This is a genomic window from Pectobacterium sp. HCp5_1, assembly GCF_032905925.1.
GTDB lineage: Bacteria > Pseudomonadota > Gammaproteobacteria > Enterobacterales > Enterobacteriaceae > Pectobacterium > Pectobacterium brasiliense_A.
In genome coordinates this window covers 22939-45344 of the sequence record NZ_JAUMIO010000025.1, presented here as the reverse complement: position 1 = coordinate 45344, position 22406 = coordinate 22939, and the positions used below count along the sequence as shown (strand labels likewise).

The following is a 22406-nucleotide window of genomic DNA, read 5'->3' as shown; positions in this document are numbered from 1 at the left end:
AATCGCATAATTCCGCGCATCACCTTTTATGACACTAAGATGACATAATGAAAAAAACGCTTCTGTCACTTCTGCTTTGTTTGAGTACTTCTGCTATGGCCGCTCAAGAACCCGTCAATATTACGATTCTGGGGACATCCGATCTGCATGGCACCTTTGTTCCCTGGGATTACGCCACCGACACCGCCAACATGGCTGGCAGCCTGAGCCAGATCGCCACGCAGGTGCATAAGGTTCGTGCGCAGCAGCCGAATGTGATTCTGGTTGATGCGGGCGATACCATTCAGGGCAACTTTGTCGAAACCTTCAAAAATGACAAAACCAGCCCGATGATCCTCGGTTTTAATGCCCTGAATTATGACGTCTGGGTGCTGGGCAACCACGAGTTCGATTTCGGGCTGAACGTGCTTTCCACCTCGCTTGACCAGTTCAAAGGCACCGCGCTGGCGGGCAACATTTTTTGGGAGAGCGGTAAGCCTTACTTACCCGCCTATAAAATTGTCGAACGGCAGGGCGTGAAGATTGGCATCATCGGCATGGATACGCCGATGACCGCGGAATTCGCCAAAGGCACTGACCGTGTTAAAGGGCTGAACTTTACCGATCCTGTCGGGGCGGTAAAAACCGTTATCCAGCAAATCCACGGTAAAGTGGATGCCATCGTGCTGGTCGCCCATATGGGCATCGATAACGAGAACCAGCGGCCGGGCACTGGCGTCGGTGATATCGCTCGCGCTAACCCTGAATTAGCCGCCATCGTCGCGGGCCATATGCACGTAAAAGTGGACAAAGAGGTGATTAATGGCGTGATTGTCACCGAACCGGACAGATATGGTCGTGCACTGTCGCGCATCGATTTGCAGTTTGAACAGCAGAACGGCAAGTACGTGCTGATCAACAAAGACAGCTATACCTATTCGATCAAGGACGTGGATTCTGACCGCAAGATGGAAGACATCTACGAGCCTTATCACAATACCCTGCGCGCCAACGCTAACCGCCCGATTGCGCAGCTTCTCGGGCACGATCTGGTGCCGCAAGATGCCGTGAAAGGCATTCCTCAGGTACACGTGCAGGACACCGGTATCAGCGCCCTGTTCCAGGAAGCCAGCCGCCATTACGCCCCTAAAGCGCAGGTCATCGCACTGCAAATCGATAACGATCGGCCCAAGCTGAACGTCGGCACCATCGCCGCGAAGGACATTGCCTTTAACTATCAATACGCTGGCGGCGAGATCACGGTTTATCAGCTCACCGGTAAAGAACTGAAGAAATACATGGAATGGTCTGCGGGTTACTTCAACCAGTTGCAGGACGGCGATGTGACTTACAGCTTCAATCCACAACGCCGCGCGTCCAAGTATTCCACCAATGATTTCTTCGACGGCGTGACGTACACCATCGACCTGACGAAACCCGCCGGGCAGCGCATCACCGACCTGAAAATGAATAACGGCACGCCGGTTACCGACGACATGCCGATTCGTCTGGGCATGAACAGCTACCGTATGGGCCACCTGACGCAAAAAGGCGGCGTGCTGGAAGGCATGCAGTTCCCGGTGCTGTCAGACACCAAAGCGGAATATGGCGAAGAGGCAGGCACAATTCGTAACCTGACCATCCGCTATCTGACCGAGGTGAAAAAAGGCCAATACGAGGGTACGGTGCCGCAGCGCTGGAAGCTGGCAGGATTGCAGGGCTATGAGCGCGAACGCCACATCGTCGAATCGCTGCTCAACAGCGGGAAAATCAGCGTGCCGACGTCAGACGACGGTCGCTACAGCAACGTGCAATCCATCAACGTGAAAGCATTATTGCTGCCGGATACCGCGCAGAGGGAGAAACGCGTAGCGGAATTGACGCAACAGCGCGACAGCGCCACCAACGCGTTGACCAAACAGCGGCTGAACGATCAACTGACGATTATCGCAGCCATTAACTAACCGACACGTCAGCGGGAAGCCGAAATGGCTGACCGCGTGTGTCGAGCGCTGATAATGGATAGATCGTAAAGACGCTGCACAGCCTGCCATTGGCAGGCTGTATTATCTCTCGCTGCGGGCTTTCCAGCGTTCGCTCGCCAGGTAGCCGTTCACGCCCACGTCCAGGAAAGGACGTGGCGGTAAGTAATTTGCCTGCCCGAGCGATTGCATATCGCTAATCAGCGGGTTGTCTTCACCTAGTGCCAAATCCGCCAGAATATGCCCGGCAGCGGTTTGCTTCGACAACCCCGCCCCGTTACAGCCCGCTGACGCGTACACATTGTCGCTTAACTGCCCCCAAATTGGCGCGCCGTTGCGCGTGACGCTAATCAAGCCTGACCAGGTATGCGCCATCTTCACATCGCTCAACTGCGGGAACATGCGGGCAAAAATAGCCGCATGACGACGCGCGTGGCGTCCGGTTTCTACCGCGCTATTGACCAACTCAGGCGTAAATTTCACATGCTCCCGAATCAGGAAGCGATGGTCGCGCGTATAGCGCAGCGTCGCGCTGGCCAGCGCATTGACCGGCGTCAGCCCCCAGTCCGGCATGTCGCCCATACGTGCTATCTGTTCCGCATTCAGCGGTTCCGTCAGCGTTGCGAAGGTCGCCACGGCAAACACCCGACCATTGAACAGCGGCAGGCCGCGCGCCGCGCCGTTAATCGCCATCATCAGCTTATCCGCCTGAATCTCGCCGTACGGCGTTTCCACGCGAATGCGCGATCCCGTTTCGATATTCAACGCCGGAGAATGGGCGTAAACCGTCACGTTCTTCGGTAGGTTCGCCACCAGCCCGACCACCAGCGCCGCCGGGTTTAGCAGAATGCAATTGGGGGTGTACACCGCACGATGATAGAAAGATGTGCCGAGGCGGCGAGCAAGCTCATCTTTTTCCACCACCTGATAGGATTCACCCAAATCGTCCAATTCACGGACATAGGTATCGATCAGGCCGTCAAACGTCGAACTGACGGCGCAGTGATATTTCCCCGCCACGCTCCAGTCGCACGCGATCGCATGGCGATCCACCTTCTCTTTCAGATGCGCGACGCCGGACTGCAACAGGCGACGATACGCCGCCGCTTTTTCCAGTTCGGCCGTCGAACTGCCGATGTTGTGCGGCAAATCGATAACGAAACCGGAGTTACGCCCAGAGGCATTGTCGCCAATCTCGCCCGCATCCAGCAGGATAATGTGTTTATCCGGGCGCTGTTCAGCCAGACGCTGTGCAAAGGCAATCCCCGCATAGCCCGCGCCGATCACCAGCCAGTCCGCCGTTGCTTTTCCGCGCTGCTGCGGGTAATTCGGTTTATCGATAAGATCTGCCGACCAGCCATTACGATTCTGATCGAAAGGAAGATGTTTGATTTTCACAATGGTGTAAGCCTTGAAGAGAACGGGTTGTACCAGAAGACTGACGATACGCAATGCTGATTAAGATAAAGAAAGGCAGGAAGCGGTGTCCAGCAAGAAATGTCGCTAAAACTTAGATAAATAAGTGAAAAGTCAAAGCGCCTGCGAATACAGGCGCTTTAAGTAAAGCAGTCGTTACACGACGCCCTGCGCCAGCATCGCGTCGGCCACTTTTACAAAGCCCGCCACGTTAGCACCGCGCACGTAGTTAGTCTGGCTGTTTTCACCGCCGTACTGCACACAGGCATTGTGAATATCCAGCATGATGTGGTGCAGACGCGCATCCACCTTCTCGGCTTTCCAGCCCAAACGTGCTGCGTTCTGCGCCATTTCCAGACCGGATGTCGCCACGCCGCCGGCGTTGGCCGCTTTGCCCGGCGCAAACAGTACGCCAGCATCCAGGAACGCGTCGGTTGCTGGGATCGTGGTTGGCATGTTGGCGCCTTCTGCCACGGCTTTCACACCGTTAGCAATCAGCGTCTGCGCCGCAGGTAGATCCAGCTCATTCTGCGTCGCACACGGCAGCGCGATGTCTACCGGTACTTCCCACGGCGTTTTGCCTGCGAGGTAGGTCAGCTTCGCTTCGCGCGCGTAATCTTCCACGCGGCCATAGCGTTTGTTTTTAATCTCTTCCAGCAGCGCCAGTTTCTCTGGGGTAAACCCGCTCTCATCCACCACCGTGCCGTTAGAATCCGATGCCGTAACCACGCGTGCACCCAGTTCCATCGCTTTTTCAATCGCGTACTGCGCCACGTTACCAGAACCGGATACCGCGACACGCATGCCTTCAAAGCCAAGACCGTGGCGTTTCAGCATCGCTTCCGTAAAGTAGATCAGGCCGTAGCCCGTCGCTTCAGGACGGATCAGACTGCCGCCGAACGACAATCCTTTACCCGTGAAGACGCACGCCGTGTTGTTGGTCAGTTTCTTCATCATGCCGGTCATGAAACCGACTTCACGGCCGCCCACGCCGATGTCGCCTGCCGGAACGTCCGTATCCGCGCCCAGATGACGATACAACTCCGTCATCAGCGCCTGACAGAAGCGCATGACTTCGCCCTGGCTTTTCCCTTTCGGGTTAAAGTCCGAGCCGCCCTTGCCGCCGCCCATTGGCAGCGTCGTCAGCGCATTTTTGAAGGTCTGCTCGAATCCGAGGAATTTCAGAATCGACAGGTTAACGGACGGGTGGAAACGCATGCCGCCTTTGTACGGACCAATCGCGGAGCTGAACTGGACACGCCAGGCGCGGTTCACCTGTACCTGACCTTTGTCGTCCGTCCATGCGACGCGGAACTGAATCACGCGTTCTGGTTCTACCAATCGTTCCAGCAGGCTGTAATCCGCATAGTGAGGGTTCTGCTCCAGAAAAGGCCACAGAGTGGAAAGGACTTCATTAACGGCCTGTAGAAATTCAGGCTGATGCGGATCGCGTTGTTGAACAGAATCAAGAAAACTTGCCAGAGATACGATTTGTGCCATGAACAGCTCCTGATTGAACGAATAAGTCCCCGTCTGCTTCTTTATTTTTAGACACGTAGAAGCTTGTGGGATCGGTGAAAATGATGTTGTGTCCTCTGGACTATAACACTGGCGATGGATATTTAAGCAAGCGTTTTCTTTTCAGATAAACGTTATAATCCAATGGGATAGGAAGGGTTTTTTGGCGTTTTGAGAAGGAAAATTTGTCATAAGTTTTTGTTATATAACAAAAGGCACAGCTAAGAAGCCGTGCCTTTCATCACTGAAAAAAAATGCAAAAAAAGCTAATTTTTATTCGTCTTCATCATCACGCAACGGCACGATGAGCATGTCGACATGTACGGTATTAATCAGCTGGCGCGCCGAAGACATCAGTTTGCTCCAGAAGTCCTGATGGTGACCGCACAGCACGAGGTCGACATTGTATTTCTTAATCGCATCAACCAGCACCTGCCCTAAATCGCCGCTGCCGCTCAGCGTCTCGCTGATAGGGTAGCCCGCGTTCTGGGACAGCTCAGCCAACGCGTTCTGGGTTTCTTCGGAGATACGCTGTTGCATGTCACCCAGATTGACGTCAATAAGCCCAGTGTAGAGATCGGAGTAGTTCACATCGACGTGGATTAACGACACTTTTGCATTGTACGGTCTTGCCATTGAAACCGCTTTTTCCACTAACACTTTGCTTTCTGGAGAAAGGTCAACAGCAATAAGGATGTGTTTGTAAGCCATAATAAGACTCCTTCCGTAAAGACTAATTAAGGGTTAGCAGATATTTCTCCTGCCAATCTGATACTTACCAGCGGATTATAGGATAGCACTCGTCCACGCTATCGGACTGTTCAGTCGATCACAACCCGTTTTCAAACCTGTTATTTCTATTGATAAGTGTAGTAGAAACCGCTCCTTTTCACAGTTAAATCGCGTAGCTTCTCCTTTCAGAAAGGGCATTATCTCGTCGAAAATCGTCCTTCATGCCGATTGCGCCTGCCTCTCTGGCACAAACGAACATTCTTCTTCTACACTACAAGTAGGGAGTGGTGAGCCTGTCCACTACACCCTGGGATGGAAAACGAGAATGGGGCTAGCCGTGATGCCGTTGGCTATCCAAAATGACAATAAAATCGTGCGCAAGCGCGTGGCATAACTATTCGTAGAAAAGTGTCACAGACAAACGTCGTAGATAAGCGTCGCGGATAAAGAGTAACGCTTGTCATCGGTGACAGGTGGACAACGGGAAGGTATGGCCATCGAATCTGACGAATAGAACGACCGGGAGGGAAGCATGATTAGTACATTTGCGCTTTTCTGGGCTTTATGTATCGTCTGCATCATCAATATGGCGAGGTACTACTCTTCATTACGTGTGTTACTGCTGATTTTGCGTGACTGTGACCCGCTGCTTTACCAATACGTTGACGGGGGTGGCTTCTTTACATCGCACGGCCAGCCAAGTAAACAAATCCGGCTGGTACGCTATATCTACGCGCAACGCTATCTTGATCATCACGACCCTGAGTTTATTCGCCGTTGCGAGCGAGTGCGGGGACAGTTTCTGCTTACGACTGCCCTGTGTGGCCTTATCGTCATCAGTCTGTTTGCGATGACAATATGGTATTAAACGCGGGTACTTACACAATTCTCTGGTATTACAACCATCATTGGTATGACAACCATGAACGTCGATAAAAAGTAAAAAGGCGATTCCCCACAGAATCGCCTTTTTTATTTATGCGTGATGAATTACCGCAATTAGATCAGCTTCAACGCCAGCCAGTACAACGTACCGGACATCAGCATTGAGACAGGCAGCGTCAACACCCAGGCAAGCAGAATACTTCTTATCGTTTTGCCCTGTACGCCACCACCGTCCGCAATCATCGTCCCGGCAACCGCCGAGGACAATACGTGCGTGGTGGAAACTGGCATACCGGTATAGCTGGCAACACCAATCGACAGGGCCGCCGTCACCTGCGCCGAAACGCCCTGTGCGTACGTCATGCCTTTCTTACCAATCTTCTCGCCGATGGTCACTGCAACACGTTTCCAGCCCACCATGGTGCCCAGAGACAGCGCCAATGCGACAGCGACGATAATCCAAAGAGGGGCATACTCAACCGTCTGCAGCATATCTGTACGCAGATTGCTCAGGTAGCGCTTATCTTCGCCCGACGTTTCTGGCAGCTTGATCACCCGATCCATTGTGTCAGAGATACACATCAGCAAACGACGCACTCTGCTACGATCGTCAGGGTTCAGCTGGTCGTAACTTTTCAGGTTATTCAGCAGACCCTGTGTACGGTCAATCGCAATCATCACGCGTGAACTGTCACAGTGAAACTCTTTCTGACCGTTGCCGGGAATCGTGCTTTCTGGCGTAGGAATGACTGGCGGAGACAGGTCGATAACGTGCGTCAGCGCGTCGCCGTGCTGCTTGTAGTATTCCTGCAAATTGACAACGGCATCACGGGTACGGCTGATGTCATAGCCAGACGCGTTCATGTTGACAATAAACCCGGCTGGCGCGACGCCAATCAGCACCAGCATAATCAAGCCGATACCTTTCTGACCGTCGTTTGCACCGTGAGAGAAGCTCACGCCAATCGCCGATAAAATCAGCGCGGTACGCGTCCAGAACGGCGGCTTACGTTTGCCGTCCTGCTTTTCGCGATCGACAGGCGTCAGATGCACGCGCTTGCGTTTTTTGCTGTTGTTCCAGAACCGACGCAGCACCAGCACCAGCAGGCCTGCAACCACCATCCCCACAATCGGCGAGAGCAGCAACGACAGGAAAATGCTGATCATTTTCGGCACGTTCAACGCATCCACAACGGAGGTATCCGTCAACAGCGCGTTGGTTAAACCAATACCAATAATGGAGCCGATCAGCGTGTGAGAACTGGAGGCAGGAATACCGAAGTACCAGGTACCCAGGTTCCAGATAATGGCGGCCAGCAGCATGGAAAAGACCATCGCCAGACCGTGCGCCGAACTCACGTTCAGCAATAAATCCGTGGGGAGAAGGTGAACAATTGCATAGGCCACGCTCAGGCCGCCCAACAGTACACCGAAGAAATTAAAGACACCCGCCATAACAACAGCAAACTCGGCACGCATGGCGCGGGTATAAATAACAGTGGCAACGGCGTTCGCAGTATCGTGAAAACCATTGATGGCTTCATACATCAGTACAAACAACAAAGCCAATATCAACATCAGGCCAGTGTAGTAATCCAAACCGGCAAATAAATGTAGCATAAACGTTAGGCCATTTAGTGGTCATGAACGCGGCGCATTATCGGCGACAAGCAGGGGTCGGGAAAAGCGAAATATGACATTTTTTTGACTTAATATGTGACGACGATCGATGGATAAATCACTTAATCAATAAAAATCAAATAATTATATATTTTTACTAAAATATGCAAATTGTTACGCTGGTATCGAACAAAAACCAACACTACAATTTGCCGCCCTATGGCTTATCGGCCTGTGGCAATCCAAGAAGATAAAATCACTCATCGGAGAAATGCATTGTGGAACAGTTTGACGCTGTCATCATCGGTGCCGGTGCAGCAGGCATGTTTTGTGCGGCACAGGCAGGACAACGCGGACTGCGTGTTCTACTGCTCGATAACGGCAAGAAGGCTGGCCGGAAAATATTGATGTCCGGCGGCGGGCGCTGCAACTTTACCAATATGTATGCAGAGTCAGCAGCCTATCTGTCTCACAATCCTCACTTTTGTAAATCAGCACTGGCACGTTATACCCAATGGGATTTCATCAGCCTGGTCAACAGCCACCGCATCGCTTATCACGAGAAAACGCTCGGTCAGCTATTCTGCGATGATTCCGCACAGCAAATCGTGGACATGCTGGTAACAGAATGTGAGCGGGCGAATGTCACCCTCCGTCTGCGCAGTGAAGTGACCTCGGTGGAGAAATCAGACGATCGGTTCATCGTCCAGCTAAGCAACGGCACATCATTCCAGAGCGCATCGTTGGTCGTTGCCTGCGGCGGCCTGTCGATGCCCGGTCTGGGCGCGACGCCGTTCGGCTACCAGCTTGCCGCACAGTTCGGTATCAACGTGCTCCCAACTCGTGCTGCACTGGTACCCTTTACGCTACACAAGCCGCTGCTCGAACAGCTGCAAACGCTCTCCGGCGTCTCCGTGCCGACCGTCGTCACCGCAGAAAACGGCGTGACGTTCCGTGAAAACATCCTGTTTACGCATCGCGGGCTTTCTGGCCCGGCTATTTTGCAGATCTCCAGCTACTGGCAAGCGGGTGAATTCGTCACCATCAATTTGCTACCCGATCGCGATCTCACCCAGCTTATTAATGACGAGCGCGCCGCTCACCCGAACCAAAGCCTGAAAAACACGCTGGCACAGTGGCTACCTAAACGACTGGTTGAATGCCTACAGGAGTTAGGACAACTGCCGGACGTCACATTGAAACAGCTCAACAGCGCACAGCAAACGCAGATTGAACAGAGCCTGCAACAGTGGCGCGTGCAGCCAAACGGTACGGAAGGTTATCGCACAGCCGAAGTCACCATCGGCGGCGTTGACACCCGTGCGCTGTCCTCCAAAACTATGGAAGCCAACGCGGTGCCGGGGTTGTATTTCATCGGCGAAGTGGTCGATGTGACCGGCTGGCTCGGCGGCTATAACTTCCAATGGGCGTGGAGCTCAGCATGGGCGTGCGCGCAGGCACTGCCTTTTAGCAAATAGGCACTATAATAATCTCTATTCAGCACTCTCCTTTGATTCACGGAGAAAAGGACGTCTCTACATAGGCCTCTGCTGCCAGAAAGGAGATGTGGATGAGCCCTAGACGTAGTAAACCTAAAATCAACATATTGCAGTTGCTGGTTGCGGGCATGCTGCCACTGCTGCTTGGTTTATTGTTCACGTTTGTTGAGTCCAGATTAATGGTAAAGCGCGATCTGGAATCCACCGCGCAAATAGCAATGAATCATGCCGAGAATATTTCGACACAGGCATGGCAGATGGTGGATCGCCTCCAGCGCTTTCAGGGTCAGCCCTGCGACGTCATCGGCGATGAGCTGCAACGTCTCGGCTCGGTCTTTTCTTACTTTCGCGCAATCGGCGTTATCCATAATACCGACGTCTATTGCTCTTCAACGTTTGGCAGCACGCTGACGCCACTAAGCCGCGTCATTCAACAGCCGCTACCGGGGACCTATTCTGAACGCTGGAGCCTGTCGATTGCCGGTTCAGATAACGTGAAAGAACGCCCGGCGCTGATCTTCGTCCAGATGCCTCCTACGGGTTACGGCGCTTATGCCATGGTCGATGCGCAATATCTGATCGACCTCATGACTGCGATTAGCAAGATTCGGGGCTATCAACTTATCCTGCAAATGGATAACGGCCATCCGATTCAAACGGGCGCAACCATTACGCCGCACAGAAGCCTATTTTCTACCTCTGCGCTTGAAATCAAGTCGAGCCGCTTTCCGATTACCCTCAATGTTACCGCCCCCGCCACCCAGGAACTCACCAACTGGAAGCAGGCATTTTTCACGTTTCTGCCACTGGCCATTATTCTCTCTCTGCTTTTCACTACAGCCATGTGGTACTGGCAAAAGCGTAAATTATTCTTCCGCGAAGAAATTCGTAAGGGTATCGCTAACGGCGAATTTTCCGTCTATTACCAGCCTATCTATGACACGGAATCACGAGCCTGTACTGGAGTAGAAACGCTACTGCGCTGGCGACGCAGCGACGGGCAGTGGATTAGGCCCGATATATTTATCTCTGCCGCCGAAGCAGAAAGTATGATCATTCCCATCACACGGCATTTATTTGAGCTGGTAGCGTCAGATATCGCCAGTTGGCAGGTAAAGCCGGGGTTCCATCTGGGGCTCAACGTTGCAGCAGAGCATTTGCATCACCCAAGTTTCGTATCAGACGTACACCGCTTCGCAGAGAAAGTCGCCGCTCATTCATTAAACATTACGCTGGAACTGACAGAACGTAACCTCATCAGCAACGGTCCTGAAATCATACAGCGCCTGCATCAGCTGCGTGAAGATGGCTTTATGATTGCCATTGATGACTTCGGCACCGGCCACTGTTCACTCTCTTACCTGCAAAATTTTCCGCTGGATTGCCTGAAAATAGATCAGGGATTTGTCGGCGCGGTTTCATCACCGGATGAAGAAGCTCCTATTCTTGATGCCATTATTACGTTGAGCCATCGCATCAAGCTTCAATCCGTAGCGGAGGGCGTGGAAACCGAACAACAGCTCCTGTATTTACAACGGCGTGGCGTCAAATATATACAGGGATTCCTTTATGCCAAGCCTATGGACAATGAATCGTTGCTGGTCTGGCTTCACTATAATGGCAATAAATCGATTGAGAGCTTTATGAATAAAAACAAAGAAGGAGAAAAGCAGTAATAACCGGCGGAAGCCTATCCACCGGCATTCAATAATAGGAAAATCAGAAACGGTAACCGACGCCAATATTAAAGGCGTCTACACGCGTTTCATAAATCTTCGTGCCTTCGTAGCCAATATCAATCGCCCAGTTTTCTACTGGTGTAATTTGAATGCCGGCACCATAAGCGAAGCTGGATTTGCTTTCGCTACCAGATTGGCGGAAAGCATCCCCTTCTTCCCAACTGGATTTTCCGTGGCCAATACCCGCCAGGCCATAAACACTGACATAGTCGTTAAAACGGTAAGATGGGCCAGCCATGAGTGAATAGTATTTCAGCTGATAAACATCACTGCTTGAATTCTGATAATACTCAGTTTGTTCCGCGCTCACATAAGTGAAAGAACCGATAATACCGAGCGCAGAATCGCCCTGATAATGATACTTTGCCGTAATTCCTTTTGGATCTTTAAAGTTATCGACTTTCGCCTGAGCATAACCCAAAGATACGGTTTGTGTCGCCTGAGCAGCAGACATTCCCATGGCACAAGCAATCAAAGTGGAGAGTAGCAGTGTTGTTTTTTTCATGATCGAAACATCTTCCATATTTGAATAAAAAGACGGTTTCAACAAAGCGAATATATAAGTATCGCGAATGTTGGCCGCACATAAACTTACATTTAAATACGAAGAGGTAAAGTCAGTATTATTTTTAAATAGTCGAGTTTAAATTTATTTAAATCATTAAAAAACAAACAGATAGATATTATTCATGGTAATTAACGTGCGAGTTTTAACACTATTTTTGGGAACATTCTGAACTGAAGACCGAGGAAATATGGAAATTTTCGACGCCAAAGAATACTGAGGTAAAACCCTACTCTCATAAAGGGAATCGTTTCAAAATGACTATTTTTTAAACAAAAACGTGCTTAAAACGAGATTATTTTTGAACCGATAATTTGAATAGACGATGATCGAAACAGGAGAAATATTGAGGATGACTTACTGAGGAAGAAAGTTGGTCGGCGAGAGAGGATTCGAACCTCCGACCCACTGGTCCCAAACCAGTTGCGCTACCAAGCTGCGCTACTCGCCGAATGCGGGCGCATATTACTGCTACCTTATTAGAGCGTCAATACCTTTTTAGCAAAAGGATTCCGGCTGTCGTTAAAGTATCCATCTCTTGTATTTACAGCCTGAAACCGACGTCCTTGTCCGTGATTCATATCAATTAGCAGGTTTCTGACACCAGTTATTTTTAGGGTTAATACCGCCGTCAGGCGATGTGTATCCCACACATCCAAGAATCGTATCAAACAGCTCTTCATGGCGATGTGTTTTGCCAACGCGCTGCTGAGCCTTCAACTGCTCAAACGCATGCTGGTTATCGGGATCAGCCAGAAACTTATCCGATGTCCACACCATCATCGGTGAACGGAACTGTTCAGGCGGTGCCATCTGACGCGGCGTGCCGTGCAAATGATAGTTATCATCGATGGATTCACCGTGATCGGAGGCATAAAACACAATCGCTTTCTTATCCCGCACCTGATCGATCACGCTATCAATAAAGCTATCGGTATAGAGCACGCTATTATCGAAAGCATTAATCAACTGCTCACGCGTACAAGAGGCATCAACGCCCATACATTCTGGCTGATAGCGCGCATAGCTGCGGGGATAGCGCATGGAATACAGATAGTGGGAACCTTTGGTATGCAGCACAATCAGGTGCTTACCTTTGGGGTAGCGTGCCAGCGATTCCTTAACCTCGTCGACCAGCAACATATCTTGCACCGACTTGCCGTCATTGTGTTTCTCTGACGCAATCATTTCACGGAAAGAATAGTTGTTTGCCTCGATACTATTGTAAAACCACACCTCACTCTGCATAGCAAACAGCTCAGAGGTAAAGCCCAGCTCTTTCAGCACGGCAAAGATGTTCTGCTCTTTCAGGGTTCGCTGCGGGTTGTCTTCCGTACCGCCTTCTCGCACAAACATACAGCGCATGGAAAGCTTGGTTGAGGTATCACACGACTGACCACGGAATGCGACCAGGTTTTTTTCTTTTGATAGCTTCGGCGTCGTATCTCGCTCGTAGCCTAACAGCCCCATATGATCCCATCGAGTGGTTTCACCGATAATGAAAACGACGTAGGTATCGTCAATGCCTTTCGGCGGGACATAGGTAAAATGCTGAGCCGGATCGAAAAGATTAGAAGAATCCTGGCTCTCGTCATACTTGGTGTACGCAAATAATCCTAACGCAGACAACCAGTTAGACGGCAGATACGAGTGAGCCACCACACCACCATAGCTGGGCAAATCCACATTGGATTCTCGCTCGGACACTGACTGAACGTTGTCCATATAGCGAAGCGGCATCCAAACCAGCGCAACAACGGCGATAAGAACCAGAAGAGGAATCAGCCGCTTTCCCGGTGACTTAAGCTGTTCGATCAGCGTATGACGTAGTGAGTTCTTCCAGATCAAAAACAGCGGCAGCGCACTTACCACCAGCATCCACAGGAAAAAACGAAAACCAATCACTTCTTTAGAAAGATCAATATCCGTGGTCATGACCGCAGCAATAATGCCATAGCCAATCACAACATTAAAAAACGTCATGTAATAGCTGGCAGCAACGGAGATCAGCACCAAGAGAGAAGCGATTATCCGATAAAAACGGCGTCCCCCGAGTGAAATAATCCTCATCAGGAAAAAGGTAAATAAGATACTCGCGGTCAATTCGACAAGAGCAGGAATAAACGTTGGAACCTGGCTACCAGCAGAGAGTGAAAAATAATCAAACCGGCGATAATACACTGAGATATTGAGAAAAAGACCAATATAGACTGCCAGGACAAACGATAATTTGGGTTGCGAAAAAGATGCTACAAACTTCATTATGACAAGTGCTCCAACAAACCTTTCTTATTATCTGAAGTTATACGACAACATCCGTATGCCTGAGTTCAACGGAAATAATCAGACTCACAGGCATTTCTATATCGCAAAACAGCAAATAGGCGTAGGATCTTTAATTCGTAAATTTTACTTATGATTAAGTAGGGAGAACAGAAAAAAATTGTCCTTTTATGTGAATGAATCCATGAAAAAATAAAAGGCACGCTCCCAATCTGTCATGAAAAATTACCACTGCTTATCTATGTACGCCTTCGCGACCTAATCGGGCAATTAATTCCACCACGATAGGGTGCTTCAGGAACGCCATAATCTCTTCCGCGCGTCGCTCCCCAATACCAGAGAACTGTCGCCACTGTTGCGCTGTCCATTGCTGTAACGCCAGCCAACCCACATTATCCAATGCGCTACTGGCGGAACGAGGCACAGGAATACCCAGCGCAAGCAGCCAGCGGGATAGTGGCATCTGCCGTGCAGACTGCAAGCTTGTATAAATATCTCGCGCCCGCTTATCGCCCATGCCATTGACCGCATTAAGCTGTGCCTCCGTCAGAGATAGCCATGACAGCACATCCTCCAGTAAATCATGTTGTATCAGGCGCTGCCACATCCCTTCACGCACTCCTGCCAGATTTAAACCATGTTCTCCACTCAACCAGACTAAGCGCGCCAGAAATTGCTGCTGGCAAGCCACGCTATACCGAAAACAGCTAAGAGCATGGAAATCATGTTCATTAGGAGAAACGATGGCAGGCCGCTCAGTGCCACGCCATACCACATTATCCAGACGTGGAATCCCCTGCCCTGCCAAACTGACGCTCACCCGATCGCCGGGCAACACATCCCACTGTTTCCAACGCGACAGCGAGCCCACATTCACCCGGCTGACCGATTTGTCATCCAATTTCAAAGGATTAAGCTTCAGTACTACGGCGACTTTACCCGTCCGCCCGACAGAAAATGCCACATCAGCCACTTCCGCAACCTGATGAACAGGTGGGTATTTCCATGCGATCGCCCAGTCGGCTGATGTATTACGCCAGTAGCGCCCCTGCGGCTCTTTAGTCTGGCGAATCACCACGCCATCCGTCACGAACGGCAGCGGACTGTGATACCAGTGATGACGCCATTTCTCCGCGTCGGCGAATGACCCAATGGCATGGGTATAGTCCGCCGTCATCGCAAACCCCATTTCCTTCAATTTCTCCAGACGCTCGGGCATCGCTTTTGGGCCATCCGGCCATTCCCAGACAAACAGACCAATCTGCGACAACACGGGAGATCGCTGATGACGACGCATCTCACCGGCCACGACCGAGCGGGCATTAACGCCGCCCTGGGTACGCTGTTGATGATCGGTCATCTTCAGGAAAAGCTCCCCTTGTAGTACCAATGAGGAAGGCACATCGGTTAATAAATGAGGAATTCCCGGAATCAGGCGCACTTTCTCCGTCCAGTCTTCACCTTGCAGGCCGTTACCCCGGCTAACTGCGGACACGAGCTTACCGTGCTGATAGACCAACGTAACAGCCACACCATCAACTTTTGGCTGAATCCATAAATCCTCACGCGATGCGATCCATTGCACCAGTTGTCGACGATCGGACAATTTTTTCAGTCCCGTATGGGCAACGGGGTGAGGCTGCTTGCCATTATCGGGCAACCGAGCAGGAATAGCGTTTTGAGGCTGAAAACAGCCTAGCCACTGGTTTAACTGGTCCCGCAGTTGATCGTAAACATCATCTTCTATCGGGTTTTTCCCTTCGGTGTAATACGCGTCATCCCACTGCTCTAGCTGGTGACGCAATGCATCAATTTCCTTGCCGGAACGCGTGCTATCCCAATCGGGGCACACCGCAGCCATGGCAGGAAAATTGCTGATGCCCCCCATAACGATGATGATTAAAAATGTACGAATCCTGAGCCACATAACCCCTCCTGCCATCCATTAGCGAAGGGCCGCAGTACATAGCAACGGAGAGGAAAATACGAGGCGAAAAAAGGAGAAATGCCAAACGCGCCGCAAGATGATTCATTGTTTGCAGCCGCAATAAAAAAGACGGGAACGCGCTTCGCAATCTAAAAAAGAAACGTTGGCAAAAAGTTTTCCCGATGGCATAACGAAAAAACAGTCAGCGGAGAATTTATCGCAACGCGACTGATGACATATAGGCGTGTATAATGCGGGGAAATGCGCATTTTTCTGCTGCATATCACCATTCACCACCGTAACCGTTAATAAAACTTCATTATGGCTCAAGGCACGTTATATATCGTTTCTGCTCCCAGTGGAGCTGGGAAATCCAGCCTGATTCAGGCGTTATTAAAAACTCAGCCGCTTTACGACACTCAGGTATCGATTTCGCATACCACGCGAGCGAAACGACCGGGAGAAAACCACGGCGAACACTATTTCTTCGTCGAAGTCGATGAATTTAAGCGTATGATTCAGGATAACGAGTTTCTGGAACACGCTGAAGTCTTTGGCAATTACTACGGTACATCCCGGCCGGCAATTGAGCAGGTATTAGCGACTGGCGTTGATGTTTTTCTGGATATCGATTGGCAAGGAGCCAAGCAAATCCGTGCCCAGATGCCGCACGCGCGCAGTATTTTCATTCTGCCGCCGTCAAAAGAAGAGTTGGCTCGCCGCCTGCGTGGCCGTGGACAAGACAGCGATGAAGTCATTGCCCGTCGTATGTCTCAGGCAGTGGCTGAAATGACGCACTACGGCGAGTATGATTACCTGATTGTGAATGATGATTTCGATCTGGCGCTGCTCGATCTAAAAACCATTATTCGCGCCGAACGTCTGCGTTTGAGCAGACAACAGGTTCGGCATGATGCATTAATCACCAAACTATTGGCAGACTGACGCCTCTTTCAGTATGATGCGCAGTCATTTTATTTCCTGTGGAGTAGCACATTATGGCACGCGTAACTGTTCAAGACGCTGTAGAGAAAATTGGTAACCGTTTTGACTTGGTGTTGGTCGCTGCTCGTCGCGCCCGTCAAATCCAGACTGGCGGCAAAGATCCGCTGGTTCCTGAAGAAAACGATAAGTACACCGTGATCGCACTGCGTGAAATCGAAGAAGGTCTGATCAACAACCAGATTCTGGATGTTCGTGACCGTCAGGAACAGCAAGAGCAGGAAGCCGCAGAGATTCAGGCGGTTACCGCGATTGCTGAAGGCCGTCGTTAATCACACCACGAGTCGCCCTTGTACATTTTTGAAAGCCTTAATCTGCTGATTCAACGTTATCTGCCAGAAGATCAGATCAAACGTTTACAGCAGGCTTACTTAGTTGCACGTGATGCTCACGAGGGGCAGACTCGCTCCAGCGGTGAACCCTACATCACACACCCTGTTGCCGTCGCCTGTATTCTGGCGGAGATGCGTCTCGATTACGAAACGCTGATGGCAGCACTGCTGCATGATGTCATAGAGGACACCCCCGCCACCTATCAGGACATGGAACAGCTTTTTGGTAAAAGCGTTGCTGAACTGGTAGAGGGCGTGTCCAAGCTGGACAAGTTGAAGTTCCGCGATAAGAAAGAAGCGCAGGCTGAAAACTTTCGCAAAATGATCATGGCGATGGTGCAAGATATTCGCGTCATCCTGATCAAACTCGCAGACCGTACCCATAACATGCGCACACTGGGCTCATTGCGCCCGGACAAGCGCCGCCGCATTGCCCGTGAAACACTGGAAATATACAGCCCGCTGGCACATCGGCTGGGTATCCATCACCTCAAAACCGAGCTGGAAGAACTGGGTTTTGAGGCGCTGTATCCGAACCGCTATCGCGTCATTAAAGAAGTCGTCAAGGCCGCACGCGGTAACCGCAAGGAAATGATTCAGAAAATCCTGTCGGAAATCGAGGGGCGTTTGACGGAAGCCGGGATTGCCTGCCGCGTCAGCGGTCGCGAAAAACACCTGTATTCCATCTACTGCAAAATGCACCTGAAAGAACAGCGTTTTCATTCCATCATGGATATTTACGCGTTTCGGGTCATCGTGAAAGAGTTGGACACTTGCTATCGCGTGCTCGGTCAGGTTCACAGCCTGTATAAGCCGCGCCCAGGTCGGGTAAAAGACTACATTGCCATTCCCAAAGCTAACGGCTATCAATCGCTGCACACGTCTCTGATTGGTCCGCACGGCGTGCCGGTCGAAGTACAAATTCGTACCGACGACATGGATCAAATGGCGGAAATGGGTGTTGCCGCGCACTGGGCCTATAAAGAAGGCGAAAGCAGCACTACCGCACAGGTACGCGCTCAACGCTGGATGCAAAGCCTGCTGGAACTCCAGCAAAGCGCCGGTAGCTCCTTCGAATTTATCGAAAGCGTGAAGTCCGATCTCTTCCCTGACGAGATGTATGTCTTTACGCCGGAAGGCCGTATTGTGGAACTCCCCGCAGGCGCGACGCCCGTCGATTTCGCCTACGCGGTACACACCGATATCGGGCATGCCTGCGTCGGCGCTCGCGTCGACCGCCAGCCTTACCCGCTGTCACAGTCGCTCACCAGCGGCCAAACCGTTGAAATCATTACCGCACCGGGTGCCAGACCAAACGCCGCATGGCTTAATTTCGTAGTGAGTTCCAGAGCACGCTCCAAAATTCGCCAGATGCTGAAAAACCTCAAGCGTGATGATTCCGTGAGCCTCGGTCGCCGTTTGTTGAACCACGCATTGGGCAACGGTCGCAAACTCTCCGACATCCCTGAAAAGTCGATTCAACTTGAGCTTGAGCGCATGAAGCTCGCTACGCTGGACGATCTGATGGCGGAAATTGGTATGGGTAATGCCATGAGCGTCGTTGTGGCGAAAAATCTGCTGAACGAACAATCTGAACTGGGAACCACGGGGCTGCGCAAGTTGCCGATCAAAGGCGCAGATGGCGTCATGATCTCATTTGCCAAGTGCTGCCGCCCCATCCCCGGCGACCCGATTATTGCCCACGTCAGCCCCGGTAAAGGTCTGGTTATTCACCATGAATCCTGTCGCAATATTCGCGGCTATCAGAAAGAACCTGAAAAATTCATGGCGGTAGAGTGGGATAAGGTGACGGAACAAGAGTTCATCGCCGAAATCAAAGTCGATATGTTCAACCATCAGGGCGCGCTGGCGAACCTGACGGCAGCGATCAACGCCGCGAACTCCAATATTCAGAGCATCAATACGGAAGAGAAGGACGGCCGCGTATACAGTGCCTTTATCCGTCTCACTACTCTCGATCGTGTTCATCTGGCCAATATTATGCGTAAAATCCGCGTAATGCCGGATGTCATCAAAGTTAACCGTAACCGAAATTAATCGTCATGACCCCTCAACGTTATGCACGTATAAAAGAAATGCTCAACTGTCGTCAGCCCGATCTGACGATTTGCATGGAGCAGGTGCATAAACCCCATAATATTTCCGCCGTTATCCGTACGGCGGATGCAGTCGGCGTGCATCAGGTCCATGCGATTTGGCCCACCAGCCGGATGAAAACGCTGGTTTCCTCCGCCGCAGGCAGCAATAGCTGGGTACAGGTGAAAACTCATCGCAATATCGGTGATGCAGTCGGCCATCTGAAAGCAGAAGGCATGCAGGTTCTGGCGACCAATTTATCTGAACACGCGGTCGATTTTCGGGAAATTGATTACACCCGTCCTACCTGTATTCTGCTCGGGCAAGAAAAAACCGGTATTACAGCCGAAGCGCTCAAACTGGCCGATCGGGATATCATCATTCCGATGACCGGCATGGTGCAGTCGCTGAATGTCTCCGTTGCCTCGGCGTTGATCCTGTATGAAGCGCAGCGCCAGCGCCAGATCGCCGGTATGTACCAGCGTGAAGACAGCCCGTTGGATGAAGAAGAGCAGCAGCGCCTGCTTTTTGAAGGGGGCTACCCGGTACTGGCGCGCGTCGCAAAACGTAAAGGACTACCTCGCCCTTATATTGACCATCAGGGTCAGATTGTAGCGGATACCCCGTGGTGGGCCGCGATGCAATCGTCGGAGTGCTGATGAAGGGCCGCCTGCTGAACACCCAACCGCTGAGTACACTTACTGGCGTGGGTGCAAGTCAGGCAGCGAAGCTCGCGCGACTCGGGCTGGAAACCGTGCAGGATCTCCTCCTGCACTTACCTCTGCGCTACGAAGACCGCACGCATCTTTACCCGATTGGCGACCTCCTCCCCGGTATGTATGCCACCGTGGAAGGTGAAATCCTACGCAACGACATCACCTTTGGCAGCCGTCGCATGTTGACCTGCCAAATCAGCGACGGCAGCGGCATGCTGACCATGCGCTTCTTCAATTTCAGCGCCGCGATGAAAAACAGCCTGGCACCGGGACAGCGCGTTACCGCTTATGGCGAAATCAAGCGTGGCAAAATCGGCGCGGAGATCATCCATCCTGAATATCGAGTTCAGGGGGATAGTACGCAGGTCGAATTACAAGAATCGCTCACGCCGGTTTACCCTTCCACAGAGGGCGTTCGTCAGGCCACGCTCCGCAAACTGACCGATCAGGCGCTGGCGTTGCTCGATGCCAACCACATCGATGAGCTGCTGCCTGAATCTCTAAGCCGTTCGCTCATTAGCCTGCCGGACGCACTACGCACCTTACATCGTCCCCCGCCGGATATGCAGCTCAGCGAGCTTGAGCACGGGAAACACCCGGCACAGCAGCGGTTGATTATGGAAGAACTGCTGGCGCATAACCTGAGTATGCTCGCGGTGCGGGCGGGGGAACAACGGCATAAAGCCTCGCCACTACAGGCGCAAGACGGTTTGAAGCAACAGTTGCTCGCTGCACTGCCGTTCAAACCCACGCAGGCGCAAGAACGTGTCGTAGCCGAAATTGAAGCGGATATGGCGAAAGATTTCCCGATGATGCGTCTGGTGCAGGGCGATGTGGGTTCAGGAAAAACGCTGGTCGCCGCACTGGCAGCATTACGCGCCATTGCCAACGGTAAGCAGGTCGCGCTGATGGCACCCACAGAGCTATTGGCCGAACAGCACGCCCATAATTTCCGCCAGTGGTTTGAACCACTAGGGCTTGAAGTCGGCTGGCTGGCTGGCAAACAAAAAGGGAAAGCGCGTCAGGCGCAGCAGGATGCCATCGCCAACGGTCAGGTTTCCATGGTTGTCGGGACGCACGCTATTTTCCAGCAGCAGGTACAATTCAACGGGCTGGCATTAGTCATCATTGACGAACAGCACCGCTTTGGCGTGCATCAACGCCTTGCGCTGTGGGAAAAAGGCGAAGAACAGGGCTTTCATGCCCATCAATTAATCATGACCGCGACACCGATTCCCCGCACGCTGGCGATGACGGCCTATGCCGATCTGGATACGTCCGTTATTGATGAACTGCCTCCGGGCAGAACCCCCGTCACCACCGTCGCCATACCCGATTCACGCCGCAGCGATATTATCGAACGCGTGAATAATGCCTGCCAGCAGGAAGGGCGGCAGGCCTATTGGGTGTGTACGCTGATCGAAGAATCCGACCTGCTGGAAGCACAGGCAGCAGAAGCCACCAGCGAAGAGCTGAAGGCTGCCCTGCCGAATCTCAAGGTTGGATTGGTTCACGGCCGCATGAAAGCGCAGGAAAAGCAGGCGGTGATGCAGGCTTTCAAACAGGGCGAACTGCAACTGCTGGTAGCGACCACCGTCATTGAGGTAGGTGTGGATGTACCGAATGCCAGCCTGATGATCATTGAGAACCCAGAGCGCCTGGGCTTAGCGCAACTGCACCAGTTGCGCGGGCGCGTCGGACGCGGTGCGGTGGCATCTCACTGCGTGCTGCTCTACAAAACGCCAATGAGCAAGACTGCACAAAAGCGGCTCCAGGTTCTACGCGATAGCAACGATGGCTTTGTTATCGCGCAGCGCGATCTGGAAATTCGCGGGCCGGGAGAATTACTCGGTACGCGCCAGACGGGCAATGCCGAGTTTAAAGTTGCTGACCTCCTGCGCGATCAGGACCTGATTCCACAGGTACAGCGCGTTGCTCGCCACTTGCACGAACACTATCCCGAGCATGCCGTTGCACTAATCGAACGCTGGCTACCAGAACGCGCACGCTACACCAACGCCTAATCGCAGCTGCGCATTCTTCATTTTTTAAAAAAATACACTAAATAATTCAAGTTGCAGGAAGGCGGCAAGCGAAGGAATCCCGATGAGCTT

Annotated in this window: 16 protein-coding genes and 1 tRNA gene; 9 read left to right on the top strand and 8 right to left on the bottom strand. The window is 51.8% G+C overall.

Features of this window, described 5'->3' with window-relative positions; genetic code table 11:
• The first annotated feature begins 47 nt into the window (after positions 1 to 47).
• Positions 48 to 1943 (top strand): bifunctional metallophosphatase/5'-nucleotidase, encoded by a 1896-nt coding sequence (locus Q3A88_RS16335; protein WP_110163168.1) that lies wholly within the window; start codon positions 48 to 50, stop codon positions 1941 to 1943.
• 102 nt (positions 1944 to 2045) lie between these two features.
• On the opposite strand, the gene Q3A88_RS16330 is transcribed toward Q3A88_RS16335, so the two are convergent.
• The 3 genes from Q3A88_RS16330 to uspA all read right to left on the bottom strand — a co-directional run bounded on the left by Q3A88_RS16330 (position 2046) and on the right by uspA (position 5606).
• Positions 2046 to 3359 (bottom strand): FAD-binding oxidoreductase, encoded by a 1314-nt coding sequence (locus Q3A88_RS16330; protein ID WP_317178292.1) that lies wholly within the window; start codon positions 3357 to 3359, stop codon positions 2046 to 2048.
• Between the two features lie 174 nt (positions 3360 to 3533).
• On the bottom strand, positions 3534 to 4877 hold the full coding sequence (gene gdhA, locus Q3A88_RS16325; RefSeq protein ID WP_014913653.1) for an NADP-specific glutamate dehydrogenase: 1344 nt from the start codon (positions 4875 to 4877) through the stop codon (positions 3534 to 3536).
• A 291-nt stretch (positions 4878 to 5168) separates the two neighbouring features.
• On the bottom strand, positions 5169 to 5606 hold the full coding sequence (uspA, locus tag Q3A88_RS16320) for a universal stress protein UspA (protein WP_110163170.1): 438 nt from the start codon (positions 5604 to 5606) through the stop codon (positions 5169 to 5171).
• Between the two features lie 553 nt (positions 5607 to 6159).
• Here uspA and uspB point away from each other — a divergent pair.
• Entirely contained in the window at positions 6160 to 6495 is a 336-nt protein-coding gene (uspB, locus tag Q3A88_RS16315) for a universal stress protein UspB (RefSeq protein ID WP_010281678.1), read from the top strand.
• A 131-nt stretch (positions 6496 to 6626) separates the two neighbouring features.
• Here uspB and pitA read toward each other — a convergent pair whose 3' ends face one another.
• Entirely contained in the window at positions 6627 to 8132 is a 1506-nt protein-coding gene (pitA, locus tag Q3A88_RS16310; protein ID WP_110163171.1) for an inorganic phosphate transporter PitA, read from the bottom strand.
• 278 nt (positions 8133 to 8410) lie between these two features.
• Between pitA and Q3A88_RS16305 the strand changes: the two genes are divergently transcribed.
• Both Q3A88_RS16305 and Q3A88_RS16300 read left to right on the top strand, forming a co-directional pair.
• Positions 8411 to 9610, top strand: coding sequence for an NAD(P)/FAD-dependent oxidoreductase (locus tag Q3A88_RS16305; protein WP_317178291.1), 1200 nt, complete (start codon positions 8411 to 8413; stop codon positions 9608 to 9610).
• Between the two features lie 92 nt (positions 9611 to 9702).
• A complete protein-coding gene (locus tag Q3A88_RS16300) occupies positions 9703 to 11307 on the top strand; it encodes an EAL domain-containing protein (protein ID WP_317178290.1) in 1605 nt (534 codons plus the stop codon).
• A 43-nt stretch (positions 11308 to 11350) separates the two neighbouring features.
• Here the strand turns inward: Q3A88_RS16300 and Q3A88_RS16295 are convergent, their stop codons facing one another.
• From Q3A88_RS16295 to ligB, 4 genes are all read right to left on the bottom strand, one after another.
• Positions 11351 to 11875 (bottom strand): Ail/Lom family outer membrane beta-barrel protein, encoded by a 525-nt coding sequence (locus Q3A88_RS16295; RefSeq protein WP_317178289.1) that lies wholly within the window; start codon positions 11873 to 11875, stop codon positions 11351 to 11353.
• A 434-nt stretch (positions 11876 to 12309) separates the two neighbouring features.
• Positions 12310 to 12386 (bottom strand) — tRNA-Pro (locus Q3A88_RS16290).
• 131 nt (positions 12387 to 12517) lie between these two features.
• Positions 12518 to 14197 (bottom strand): kdo(2)-lipid A phosphoethanolamine 7''-transferase, encoded by a 1680-nt coding sequence (gene eptB / locus Q3A88_RS16285; RefSeq protein WP_233989381.1) that lies wholly within the window; start codon positions 14195 to 14197, stop codon positions 12518 to 12520.
• A 256-nt stretch (positions 14198 to 14453) separates the two neighbouring features.
• Positions 14454 to 16145, bottom strand: coding sequence for an NAD-dependent DNA ligase LigB (gene ligB, locus Q3A88_RS16280; RefSeq protein ID WP_317178288.1), 1692 nt, complete (start codon positions 16143 to 16145; stop codon positions 14454 to 14456).
• A gap of 321 nt (positions 16146 to 16466) precedes the next feature.
• On the opposite strand from ligB, the gene gmk reads away from it, so the two are divergent.
• Genes gmk through recG form a run of 5 tightly spaced genes read left to right on the top strand, consistent with a single transcriptional unit; the run spans position 16467 to position 22316 of the window.
• Positions 16467 to 17090, top strand: a complete 624-nt coding sequence (gene gmk / locus Q3A88_RS16275) for a guanylate kinase (RefSeq protein WP_039279976.1) — start codon at positions 16467 to 16469, stop codon at positions 17088 to 17090.
• Positions 17091 to 17143: 53 nt separating this feature from the next.
• Complete coding sequence (gene rpoZ / locus Q3A88_RS16270; protein ID WP_005968230.1) at positions 17144 to 17419, top strand: DNA-directed RNA polymerase subunit omega; 276 nt, start codon at positions 17144 to 17146, stop codon at positions 17417 to 17419.
• Positions 17420 to 17437: 18 nt separating this feature from the next.
• The gene (spoT, locus tag Q3A88_RS16265) at positions 17438 to 19537 is read left to right on the top strand and encodes a bifunctional GTP diphosphokinase/guanosine-3',5'-bis pyrophosphate 3'-pyrophosphohydrolase (RefSeq protein ID WP_010281663.1); all 2100 of its coding nucleotides are present in this window, start codon (positions 17438 to 17440) and stop codon (positions 19535 to 19537) included.
• 5 nt (positions 19538 to 19542) lie between these two features.
• On the top strand, positions 19543 to 20235 hold the full coding sequence (trmH, locus tag Q3A88_RS16260) for a tRNA (guanosine(18)-2'-O)-methyltransferase TrmH (protein ID WP_014913643.1): 693 nt from the start codon (positions 19543 to 19545) through the stop codon (positions 20233 to 20235).
• Positions 20235 to 22316, top strand: coding sequence for an ATP-dependent DNA helicase RecG (recG, locus tag Q3A88_RS16255; protein ID WP_317178287.1), 2082 nt, complete (start codon positions 20235 to 20237; stop codon positions 22314 to 22316). Before trmH ends, recG begins: the two co-directional genes overlap by 1 nt.
• The last annotated feature ends 90 nt before the right edge of the window (positions 22317 to 22406 follow it).

Coding starts and splice junctions, on each gene's coding strand:
- Q3A88_RS16335 (WP_110163168.1), top strand. CDS start 48: ATGAAAAAAACGCTTCTGTCACTTCTGCTTTGTTTGAGTACTTCTGCT.
- gdhA (WP_014913653.1), bottom strand. CDS start 4,877: ATGGCACAAATCGTATCTCTGGCAAGTTTTCTTGATTCTGTTCAACAA.
- uspA (WP_110163170.1), bottom strand. CDS start 5,606: ATGGCTTACAAACACATCCTTATTGCTGTTGACCTTTCTCCAGAAAGC.
- uspB (WP_010281678.1), top strand. CDS start 6,160: ATGATTAGTACATTTGCGCTTTTCTGGGCTTTATGTATCGTCTGCATC.
- pitA (WP_110163171.1), bottom strand. CDS start 8,132: ATGCTACATTTATTTGCCGGTTTGGATTACTACACTGGCCTGATGTTG.
- Q3A88_RS16300 (WP_317178290.1), top strand. CDS start 9,703: ATGAGCCCTAGACGTAGTAAACCTAAAATCAACATATTGCAGTTGCTG.
- Q3A88_RS16295 (WP_317178289.1), bottom strand. CDS start 11,875: ATGAAAAAAACAACACTGCTACTCTCCACTTTGATTGCTTGTGCCATG.
- eptB (WP_233989381.1), bottom strand. CDS start 14,197: ATGAAGTTTGTAGCATCTTTTTCGCAACCCAAATTATCGTTTGTCCTG.
- ligB (WP_317178288.1), bottom strand. CDS start 16,145: ATGTGGCTCAGGATTCGTACATTTTTAATCATCATCGTTATGGGGGGC.
- gmk (WP_039279976.1), top strand. CDS start 16,467: ATGGCTCAAGGCACGTTATATATCGTTTCTGCTCCCAGTGGAGCTGGG.
- rpoZ (WP_005968230.1), top strand. CDS start 17,144: ATGGCACGCGTAACTGTTCAAGACGCTGTAGAGAAAATTGGTAACCGT.
- trmH (WP_014913643.1), top strand. CDS start 19,543: ATGACCCCTCAACGTTATGCACGTATAAAAGAAATGCTCAACTGTCGT.
- recG (WP_317178287.1), top strand. CDS start 20,235: ATGAAGGGCCGCCTGCTGAACACCCAACCGCTGAGTACACTTACTGGC.